A 9,736-nucleotide genomic window follows, 5' to 3' on the forward strand; every position below is an offset into this window, starting at 1 on the left:
CTATAATGTTTGGCCAGCGACTAAGCTTATTTTTGGGCCTGCGAGTAGTTTTGAACATCATTCTACCTCTTTGCTAGTAACTTAGCCAACTTATGGACCGTCTTCTTAGTGGTTTGCTTTTTAGCTTGATGATGTGTGCTCTTGGTTGTGGTTTGAAGTGCTTTGACATGATGTACCGGGGAAGTAGCTTTAGCGCTTGCGACACTGGCTGTTCCTAATAGTAGACCGAACATTGTAATGAGTGCGATTCCGACTTTGATTCGTTTCATTTAGCTCATCTACTCTTTGTATGATGAGTGTTATTATGTGCTGGTGTTGATTTGTTATGTATTGCTCCCGCCTTAATTGGATGTTTTTACTCTAAATTCATAACTTATTTGCCTTTAAATATATTTTCACAAATACTATATGTAGCTTAGAGACAATATCTTACAACTACATGTAGTGTTTTTGGAAATTTAATAGAATAATCGGTCTGTAAGGTACCTTATTTGATCATTATAGCTAATGAGAGACCATAATTGACAATTACGGCACGTTTGCGTACATTGTGTGCTGTTATCTGTTGTTACTTGGGTCATCGTCAAAAAAATAAACCCCATCTCCAAACCATTGTTTACCATTTAATCACAATTAATTATCACCTTATTGAGAGAAGCACTGAATTGGGCTGTAAAGGTGAAAAAACTTAGACTGACTATGCAGTTCTACTGGTAGGTTTTGTCTATTCGCCCCCGTATAATATACCGAATCCTGGGCAAGATATCTCTCGATAAAACTCTCGTCCTTCGCATTTGGCCCTCATCGGTAACGGTGGGGCCTTTTTTGGTGCTTATAATGGTTTTGAATAAGTTCTAAAAAACCTATAGAAGCGGGCTAAGAGTTTCGTTTTTCAGGTCTGCCTTTTAATAATCGAGAACGGTGATTTACAATTGAGCAATGTGCTATCTACCGAACCCGTAGGTGTTCTGGCGGGGGGTATAGGACCTTCTTCCCGTCTTTGGACCTTATAGAGGAAATAGGTCTTTCGTTGTAGAACAAAGCCATAAAATGCAACGGAAGAGTGGAGTTTTAACAACTCGACATCCCTTAACACCATCTTTTGGTTCTCCTCATTCGCCCTCATCGGAAACTGGCGGGGGCCTTTTTTTGTCGTTGACAGCTCAATCCCAAACCAGAAAATTAGTTACAGGAAATAAATTGTCAGATGTGAGTGAAAGAAGGCGAGATAGTTCATTGATCATAATTGACAAAACTGTTTGTAAACGAATAATCTACTACAGACAAAAACTCAAGTTAAGCCAAGAAGAGTTAGCTTCTAATGTTGGAATCAACTTGAAACACCTTATCAAAATTGAAGCTGGATTAAAAATACCTCGTATAAATGAGCTCGTACAATTGGCGACCGGGCTAGGCATCTCGATAGATGAATTGGTGAATAACAAGTAAGGTTTTCGCCGAATGGTGGGGGCCTTACTCTTTTTCATATTACGACAAAACATTACCTTTTATACGGTTGATGTTACCGTTTCATTGTACTAAAATATCCAAGTGTGCTAATTGTTACGAAAGAAGATGTTCTAAGAGTGAAACTAACGGTCCTCGAACGAATAGAAGAACTAAGACTACAAATGCAAAAGATAGCTTCGGATAAAGATCTTACGGACACGAGAGTGGTAGGGGTTACCGAAAAGCTTGACGTGTTGATTAACGAGTTTTATATTGCCAAGAAAAGAAACGATGATCTTGATTTAATCTAGATCATTTAGTAGTTCGGATTCAACCAAAACCTCACAAACTCTATAAGCTGTTTCCCTTCATTTGTAAGTATCTTTCCTCTACCATGGCATTTCTTGCAAATGAAGAAGATTGGTTCGTCTAGTTGATCCGGAGCCGTTTCTTCTGCAATGGTTAGTTTCTCTTTTGTCTCCAAAATTTGAAACGAATCCTTAAGATCGCTGCGCGTGGCCCAGATAGGATACCATGCTGGATTTTCGATTCTGCCGAGGCCACAACACTTTGGGCATTGTTTATCGAGAACATCAAGGTCAATCATAGTTAACCTCCGTTCAACAATTCTTGTTAATGGATTCTATTAAGGAAAATGACAGATGAGAAGTATTTTTTTCTAGATAACTCGCATAATAAGCAGGATCTATGGCAAGATACCTTTGAAAGATTCTCTCCTTCGCTTCGCTCTCATCGGAAACGGTGGGGGCTTTTTTATGTTCTGGAATATTTTCATGTAGCTTGAGAGAAGTAGGATGAGGATTTTAGTGAAATCTATCAAAATCTCATCCCAATGAAGCAATAGTACCAAGAGATGTCTAATGAAAAATCAAAGAAAAAAGGCCTCGGCTTTGATTTGCCGAGGCCAATATTTGCTATTTCATTCAATTTGAATTTCGTATCGTTTGACCGTTTGTCAGAAAATACATTCACGCTTGCCCAGTTTTAGTTCTATCTTCTAAGGGAATTTTTTTATATTTCCCTGTCCCATCTGACAAAACAGCATTAACCAATAGATCTGTTTTATCGCTAATCTTGGCGGCTGCCAATCCTTTCCCACCACGGTCCTGAATAGGGTATTCGGCTAATAAGGTTTGCTTGGCATATCCCTTCTCTGTAAACGTTACAAGGCGTTTACCCACATCCGATTCCCCGATATACAAAGCTGTGACTACATCATTGGTGTTCATCCCACGGACACCACAGGATTTTCGGCCCATAATACTAACCTCGCCTACCTTGAAACGGATGCTCTGCCCAGCGTAAAAGAGTAGCATGATCTCCCCGGAGTCACCCACCAGGAAGGTCCGAATGAGCTCATTTCCATTTTTAAGGGTTATCGTTTCATCCGTGTGAGCCCGTAGGAAGTCATCGATGGGGCTTCGCATAACTTGACCATGGCGAGTCACAAAGAGAAAATTGAGGCCCTCAGTGTCTTCTGGGACGGTTATTTGGTCAATGCTCCCTTTAGCTTCCGTCCACTGAAAATGCCCATCGCGGAAAAAATATCCGATACGATCCTCTTTAACCAAATCCTTGATATCCTCTTTGTCTAAAATGGCAGTCCGGCGATCATCTGAGTAACGGCTACTTAATCCCAGGAGTTCGTTTTTTAGAATAATATCAATACGGTAATGATTTTTTAGAATGTCTTTAAAGTCGTCAATCATCAGCAGTAATTTTTCATACTCTTTGCTGATTGATTCCAATTCTAATCCCGTCAAATGCTATAATTTCATGTCCAAAATGGCCGGAACTCCTGAGCATCGTCGAATTCAAATCGTAGGATTAGATTTGCTTTGGCCATCGACGTGTTTTTGGCTGACCGGATAATCTTGATTACTTCGTCTAGGTTGTCGATAGCGATCACAATGGCCTCTAAGATGTGAGCGCGTGCTTTAGCTTTCATTAAGTCGTACTCGGTCCGACGGCGGATCATAAACTGACGATGCTTGGTATAAACTGCAATAATCTCCTTGAGTCCCATGACCATCGGTGTTCCTTTGGGGTCGATCACTAAATTGATAACTCCAAATGTCTCTTGCAATTTGAGTGTATTTGCAAAGCTGTTGAAGGACGATCTGTGGGTTTGTATCCTTGTGGCATTCAACCACTAGGCGCATACCTTCCCGGTCAGACTCGTCGCGAACGTCTAAGATCCCTTCAATTTTCTCCTCGGAAAGAGACTCAATTTTTGCAGCCAGGTTTGCCTTATTGACCTGATAGGGGATCTCCGTGATAACAATGAGGGACTTCCCACCTTTACCTCGTTCAAGGGCGGTTGTCCCACGCATGGTTATTTTCCCGCGCCCAGTTTCATAAGCGTCATGGATACCTTCGCGTCCAATGATTTTACCGCCTGTTGGGAAATCGGGGCCAGGGACCAAGGTCATTAATTCCTCCAGAGAGATCTTTGGGTTATCAATTTGTGCAACGATCCCACTAATGACCTCTTTCAAATTATGAGGAGGCATGTTTGAGGCCATACCTACGGCGATCCCAGACGTTCCATTGAGTATAATATGTTTGGAGGGGAGAGGGGAGCACTGTGGGCTCTTTTAAACGTTGGTCGTAATTAGGAATAAAGGATATCAATATCTTGACACATAAGTTCAGAGAGGGGAGTCATGCGGATTTCTGTGTAGCGCATAGCCGCTGCGTTATCCCCGTCAATTGAGCCAAAATTCCCATGACCGTCCACCATTGGGTATCGACTAGCCCAAGGCTGTGCCATGCGTACAGCGGCATCATAGATGCTTGAATCACCGTGGGGATGATAAGACCCCATACAGTGTCCCACTAGCCTTGCTGACTTAACTGTGGGCCTTGTCGTGAGCCATATTCAATTCATGCATTGCGTAGATGATCCGACGATGCACCGGTTTAAGGCCATCCCGAACATCTGGGATGGCCCTATGGAGAATAACAAATTCAGAATAGCCGAGGAATGCTTCGGGTAGGGCGTTTTCGAGGGGTTGTTGAGTGATTGTGGTGTTACTCATTGCGAGCCCTCCGTTTGCGTGCCCGCTCTGCCATGACACACCAATCCGGATTAGTTGCTCCGGGAAATTCATATCCTAATGTTGATGCTCCTTCAGACTCTGTGATTTCAAAGCAATTGGGATGTGCTGGAATTACCCCCACTACTTTTTCGCTTTTTTTAATTTTAATATAATTACTAACATCACCCAATAAAGCGGTAAATACCTCAGTTCTTACCTCCGAACCATCCTGAATCACAACGAAACCGATTATTGGGCTTCTAACAATCAATTCGAGTTTGGTTCCGTCTTTTGAACTGTTCCTAGCAAATCCTTCTTTCTTACAATGAAATTTATCCCGACTTTCTCAATGGGTAAATTCATCCTTCGGAACCACAAGATTACTCAAAACCGTTTCCTGATCACCAAATATGTTTTTATGAACTTCTACATCAGCAGTCGGCTGTTTGAGATTGACACCTAGCTTCACAGATCCCGTATAATTATAATTTTTCAAATTTCCGTCTTGTTGAATGTAGGTTATACTGGCACCGTCAACACTTATATTTTGCAACGTTAAAATATTAGCTGGATGTGATGAAATCAAAATACTGTAATTAGAACCGACATCTACCCAAGTGAGCCCAAAAATAACGCTAACCACAATGAAAACTGTAGTTAAAAATCCAAACAGCAATTTAAGTCCATCATTTACGCTTGTACTTACAATTACGCCGCCCATTAGACAACACATCCCTAAACCGAAAGACACCCATCCGAACAACTCAGAATGCAACTTTAAAAAATAAATCATCGAAAAACCACCGCCCAACACGCCAACTGCGTGCGATTTTTAACCCCGACTTTCTTATTAAATACTGGTTAAATGGGTTTTGCAAGTTTTCTATAGACATAAATACCGTTTTTGAAATCTCCTTATTGGATTCCCCTTCCAAAAGGGCATCGAGAATCTCATTTTCCCTTGTCATAGTCACGTAACCATCAACTCCGTTACATAATAATTAATCCTTCGCCCCTCGTTTTCAACGAACATACTTTATGAAAACTGATTGACTTAACCAGGGCTTTAGACGCCTCGTTTTCATCTCGGACGGTGCAGGTTAATACCTTTTTATGCAGGATATCCCGAGCATAATAGATTCCAAACTCATTAAGTACTCTGGACACTCTTTGTTTTCGGAACTCGGGCAAAACGTGAGTATGGTAAATCTCCGCTGAAAACCAATTGCCCCGACCGATCGCCGGTGACCCCGGCCAACTGACCGTCTTTGATTAGAATGAAATGATCTAGCATTAGACTGTTTAATAACGTGTTGTTTTTTCTCGATGAGCTTGATGCTATAGGTTCAGCAAGGCAGCAGGGTGGCTTCGGTTCGGGCAAAGAGTACAACTCGATCATCAATACATTACTTATAACCCTGGATCGATTTCCGGATACAAGTATCGTCATTGGTGCCACAAATATGCCCGAAATGTTGGACCTTGCTTTGGAGCGACGGTTTAATTTGAAACTATGGTTAGGACTCCCCTTCTGAATTTGCAAATAGCGGAATACTTAGTTCATTACCAATTGGACCGTTTGGTAAATTTTGAAGAACCATTAGAAAACCTAGTGAACAAATTATCAGGCAATTCTTGGTCGAGGATCAGTGAATTTTGCACAAATAAATATAAATCAATTATTCTAGGCGGTGACTATGGTACGTCTGGAGGATGGGTGGGGCGAACAAATGGATGATGTGGCACTGGAGCTTTTGAAAGCTTGTCGCGAGGCGGAAAGCACAATACGTTGTGCCGTAGCGATATTGGAGATTCAAGGATCAATTAAAAGGCACCAAAACTTAGAAGTTTTTCGTTTGAGGCTTCATGAATTACGAAGTGCTATTGCAAAGGCAGAAAGTGTGAAGTAAATGTATGATTGAGCGTTGTTTCTCGGTATTTTTATCGGATATTTGATAGGTGTTGTTAGGACTACTGTAAAATTTTTAGGGGGCCAACACCCATGAAAAAACACTTATCAGTCACCTTCACCTATTTAACAGGTTTACAACCGACAATTCGATCCTGTACTCTCAAAGTTTTCGAGGAAATCGGCGAACTTATGCGAGTTTTGGGCAAACGCCTTGGCCGACGAAAACAATATTAACCTTTCAAAAAAGATCGAGGAACACGTAGCAAAATTAATTAGTAAAGGTTACATACTGAAAGGTGGTGGAACAAATGTGTGAATGTCGTCAGTGTCACTCAGGAACTTGTTTGTGCGACACATGTCTACAAAAAAACGAATGTAAATACATCTATATCGACCATTGCGGATTAGAACTCGTCGGTGTCAAACGCAAAAAATATGAATTGGGGTGAGAGTGTGTTAGGTCCTTTACGAAAAGCAATGGATGTCATGGGATTTTCTGATTTTGAAGAAGAGGACGACGAAATTTCCCCATCCAAGGTTGTCCCCTTGCGGCAGTCCTCCCCCCATCGGACCGATTATTGAACTGATGGTCCCGACGGATTTTGAAGACGCGAAACACATTGGGGATAAACTCAAAAACAAAACAATTGTAGCACTCAATTTAACTAAGGTTGATCCCAACATCGCAGAACGGATTCTTGATTTCGCGGTGGGAGTTACTTACGCACTGGGTGGCGGGTCGTTAAAGTTAGATACTAACATCTTTTTATTAACAGGACAGGGGGTGACTTTGACTCAATGATGTTTATAACAAAGTTGGATCAACATGAGCAAGCAGAGAAACTTATTGACCTGATACGATGCGGAAACAATTTGCCTAATTTGACGATTGATAGGTTCACATGATTTACTGGAAACAATGGAAAGGAGTGAGGACAAAGTTTAAAATGCTTAAATCACTGGGAATACGCAAATACAAGAAAGAGCTACTGGAGAACATCCAATAGCCCTATCCAATCCAAATCCCTAACTAACAATGTTATTAAGGGACTCGGGTCCCTGTTCTTTTCAGAATATTATCGACAAGTTAAAGCGTAAACTGGGGAACCGCCGTGTACCGAACGGTACGCACGGTGGTGTTATTCAGAAATCGGAATAACAGCACTTATTCCGATTTCTAGATTATTCCGACTTTTACGTAAACAGCCTTGAGATTCAATGCTTTTTTTAATTCGTGTGCTATAAAAGTCGGAATAATTTTTTTACTGTCTGTCAGACAAAGAATGATTAATAATGGATTTGGTCGTTGACCAATTTATTATTATCGGAGGTCTGAAGTTATGACAGAAGTCAGAATCGAACAACTAATTAATACCGCCCTGAAAGAACTGAGTGAGCTAAAACTGTGCGACGGAAGCATCAAGTCTTACCGTTACAGGGCATTTCAGCCAATCCTAGAATTCTACGGACAGAATGATGAGAAATTCTATCGTGAAGAATTAATGAATGAACTATGCATTGTTTATCAGGAACAGCTTTCTACCGGCTCCATTTCACAGAAAACCTTAAACTGGCGTCACAGAGGTGTATATATTCTGAACGAATTGTTTATGAGCAGCTGTTTTCAGTGGAAAGTCTTTTTACCAGGAAAGCAAACTCAGCTATCTAAGTACTACATGGATATCCTGTCAGAATTCCTGAACAGTCTTGGCGACATCAGACGTATCAGGATAATCAATTCCATAGCAGAACGATATTTCTTATTCCTGTCCAGTAATGGACATCTGACGATTGAAACCGTTTCAACTATAGATATCCGTCAGTTTATCGTCGAGGCTTCCTCTTTTCGTCCGAAAAGTATGGACGATGTCGTCACTACATTGAAAAAGATTCATATGTTCTTACGCAGTAAAGGAATGCTCGATATCCTATTCGAGTCAGTTCTTTTTGCGCCAAGAGCGCGTGACAGAAAAATACAGCCCTGTATTTCTTCGGACGAGATAAAACGAATACTTGAGCAGGTTGACACAGACTCAGGCATCGGGAAACGTGATTATGCCATACTTCAGCTCGGCATCTATTCCGGTCTCCGTGCCGGAGATATAGCAAACCTCAAATTGGCAGATATAGATTGGAGAAACAGCGAAATCCACCTGATACAGGGGAAAACAAAACAGGCCTTATCTCTTCCTTTGGATGAGAATGCCGGCAATGCAATGATTGACTATCTCTTGCATGGTAGACCGGTGTCGGAATCCCAATTTATGTTTCTACGAAGTTTTGCACCCTATCTGCAGTTCCATGATGGCGTGTCAATTGCATGCATCTTCAGAAAGTATCTGAAGAAAGCCGGTATCCCCCATGTGACTGGAGACGGTAAGACATTTCATGGATTCCGAAGGACGCTCGGAACGGAAATGGTTGTACAAGGAATACCTGTCACGACTGTATCTCAGGTGCTTGGACATCGTTCCGTTGAATCAGCAAAACAGTACATTTCACTGGACATTGGTGGACTGAAACAGTGTGCACTTAGTTTCGAATCCATAGGAAGAGGTGGATTATGAGCAGTGAAAGCGTAAGCCTCTTTTCTCCATATATCGATGAGATGATAGTCTTCAAGACCAGCCTTGGTTTTACAAGACATACTTATGAAGGTTTTCTGAATGATTTCAGCCGGTTCTGCCTCCTGCATATCCACAGGAAAGCTCTCTGACAAAGGAACTTGCACTGTCATGGGGTATGAAACGTCCGACAGAAACTCCGTCTGGGTTCCGAAGAAGACTCTGCGCACTGCGGGAATTCGGGAAATATCTGAATGCAATTGGGATTGACAGTTATGTGATACCCAGTGATTTTACCACTGGCGGGACTTCGTTTATGCCATATATTTTTTCTGATAGGGAGCTTTCTGCCATCTTTGCTGGTGCTGACAGTTTAGCAACAAATAAAAGAACACCCAATAGGCATCTTATCCTTCCGGTTTTGTTACGGTTAATTTATTTCTGCGGGCTCCGCCCAAACGAAGGACGAGAGATCAAAAAAGTGGATGTAGATCTCAATGAGGGTGTTTTATTCATAAGGAAAAACAAATCTCATAAAGAACGTATTGTCCCTATGTCTGATGATATGCTGGATCTCTGCCGTTCCTATGCGGAACAGCTTGCACTGTTTGCCCCTAAAAGCGACTACTTTTTTCCTTCGCCGGATGGGAATCTATATCCTGCCAAGTGGTTAACCCGGCAGTTTCGGGAAATCTGGGATTCCGTCAAGCCTACACAGTGCTCTGCGAATGTACGTGTATATGACCTGC

General features: G+C 41.7%; 17 protein-coding genes. 8 read left to right on the plus strand and 9 right to left on the minus strand.

Features of this window, described 5'->3' with window-relative positions; all coding sequences use genetic code 11:
• Positions 1–62 precede the first annotated feature (62 nt).
• Positions 63–269: a hypothetical protein gene (locus DSOL_RS24635; protein WP_075367377.1), complete on the minus strand. Its 207-nt coding sequence runs from the start codon at positions 267–269 to the stop codon at positions 63–65.
• Positions 270–1,149: 880 nt separating this feature from the next.
• Here DSOL_RS24635 and DSOL_RS24645 point away from each other — a divergent pair.
• Entirely contained in the window at positions 1,150–1,449 is a 300-nt protein-coding gene (locus tag DSOL_RS24645) for a helix-turn-helix domain-containing protein (protein WP_235838989.1), read from the plus strand.
• A gap of 137 nt (positions 1,450–1,586) precedes the next feature.
• Positions 1,587–1,760 (plus strand): aspartyl-phosphate phosphatase Spo0E family protein, encoded by a 174-nt coding sequence (locus DSOL_RS24650; protein ID WP_075367379.1) that lies wholly within the window; start codon positions 1,587–1,589, stop codon positions 1,758–1,760.
• Positions 1,761–1,765: 5 nt separating this feature from the next.
• Here the strand turns inward: DSOL_RS24650 and DSOL_RS24655 are convergent, their stop codons facing one another.
• The 8 genes from DSOL_RS24655 to DSOL_RS24670 all read right to left on the minus strand — a co-directional run bounded on the left by DSOL_RS24655 (position 1,766) and on the right by DSOL_RS24670 (position 5,232).
• A complete protein-coding gene (locus DSOL_RS24655) occupies positions 1,766–2,056 on the minus strand; it encodes a hypothetical protein (protein ID WP_075367380.1) in 291 nt (96 codons plus the stop codon).
• A 382-nt stretch (positions 2,057–2,438) separates the two neighbouring features.
• Complete coding sequence (locus DSOL_RS29855) at positions 2,439–3,218, minus strand: DNA gyrase C-terminal beta-propeller domain-containing protein (RefSeq protein ID WP_345788429.1); 780 nt, start codon at positions 3,216–3,218, stop codon at positions 2,439–2,441.
• A 26-nt stretch (positions 3,219–3,244) separates the two neighbouring features.
• Positions 3,245–3,502, minus strand: coding sequence for a DNA gyrase subunit A (locus DSOL_RS29860; RefSeq protein WP_427854458.1), 258 nt, complete (start codon positions 3,500–3,502; stop codon positions 3,245–3,247).
• Complete coding sequence (locus tag DSOL_RS29865) at positions 3,408–4,031, minus strand: DNA gyrase subunit A (RefSeq protein ID WP_427854459.1); 624 nt, start codon at positions 4,029–4,031, stop codon at positions 3,408–3,410. The genes DSOL_RS29860 and DSOL_RS29865 overlap by 95 nt, the downstream gene beginning before the upstream one ends.
• 53 nt (positions 4,032–4,084) lie before the next feature.
• Positions 4,085–4,297, minus strand: a complete 213-nt coding sequence (locus DSOL_RS29870) for a DNA gyrase subunit A (protein ID WP_345788431.1) — start codon at positions 4,295–4,297, stop codon at positions 4,085–4,087.
• Between the two features lie 25 nt (positions 4,298–4,322).
• Complete coding sequence (locus DSOL_RS29875; RefSeq protein WP_345788432.1) at positions 4,323–4,511, minus strand: DNA gyrase subunit A; 189 nt, start codon at positions 4,509–4,511, stop codon at positions 4,323–4,325.
• Complete coding sequence (locus DSOL_RS27665) at positions 4,504–4,782, minus strand: hypothetical protein (RefSeq protein ID WP_075367381.1); 279 nt, start codon at positions 4,780–4,782, stop codon at positions 4,504–4,506. Before DSOL_RS27665 ends, DSOL_RS29875 begins: the two co-directional genes overlap by 8 nt.
• 75 nt (positions 4,783–4,857) lie before the next feature.
• A complete protein-coding gene (locus DSOL_RS24670) occupies positions 4,858–5,232 on the minus strand; it encodes a hypothetical protein (RefSeq protein ID WP_075367382.1) in 375 nt (124 codons plus the stop codon).
• 589 nt (positions 5,233–5,821) lie between these two features.
• Between DSOL_RS24670 and DSOL_RS24680 the strand changes: the two genes are divergently transcribed.
• From DSOL_RS24680 to DSOL_RS24705, 6 genes are all read left to right on the plus strand, one after another.
• Positions 5,822–6,046 carry an AAA family ATPase gene (locus DSOL_RS24680; RefSeq protein ID WP_075367384.1) on the plus strand — a complete coding sequence of 75 codons (225 nt, stop codon included), beginning with the start codon at positions 5,822–5,824 and terminating at the stop codon, positions 6,044–6,046.
• A gap of 162 nt (positions 6,047–6,208) precedes the next feature.
• Positions 6,209–6,421: a hypothetical protein gene (locus DSOL_RS24685; protein WP_075367385.1), complete on the plus strand. Its 213-nt coding sequence runs from the start codon at positions 6,209–6,211 to the stop codon at positions 6,419–6,421.
• Positions 6,422–6,513: 92 nt separating this feature from the next.
• The gene (locus DSOL_RS28535) at positions 6,514–6,657 is read left to right on the plus strand and encodes a hypothetical protein (RefSeq protein ID WP_207649676.1); all 144 of its coding nucleotides are present in this window, start codon (positions 6,514–6,516) and stop codon (positions 6,655–6,657) included.
• A gap of 268 nt (positions 6,658–6,925) precedes the next feature.
• Positions 6,926–7,225, plus strand: coding sequence for a cell division protein SepF (locus tag DSOL_RS24690; protein ID WP_170871614.1), 300 nt, complete (start codon positions 6,926–6,928; stop codon positions 7,223–7,225).
• A 538-nt stretch (positions 7,226–7,763) separates the two neighbouring features.
• Positions 7,764–8,990 (plus strand): site-specific integrase, encoded by a 1,227-nt coding sequence (locus tag DSOL_RS24700; protein WP_075367387.1) that lies wholly within the window; start codon positions 7,764–7,766, stop codon positions 8,988–8,990.
• 175 nt (positions 8,991–9,165) lie between these two features.
• On the plus strand, positions 9,166–9,736 hold a 571-nt coding region (locus tag DSOL_RS24705), incomplete at its 3' end, for a tyrosine-type recombinase/integrase (RefSeq protein WP_170871615.1).

The organism is Desulfosporosinus metallidurans (assembly GCF_001936615.1).
In the GTDB taxonomy this organism is placed as follows: Bacteria; Bacillota; Desulfitobacteriia; order Desulfitobacteriales; family Desulfitobacteriaceae; genus Desulfosporosinus; species Desulfosporosinus metallidurans.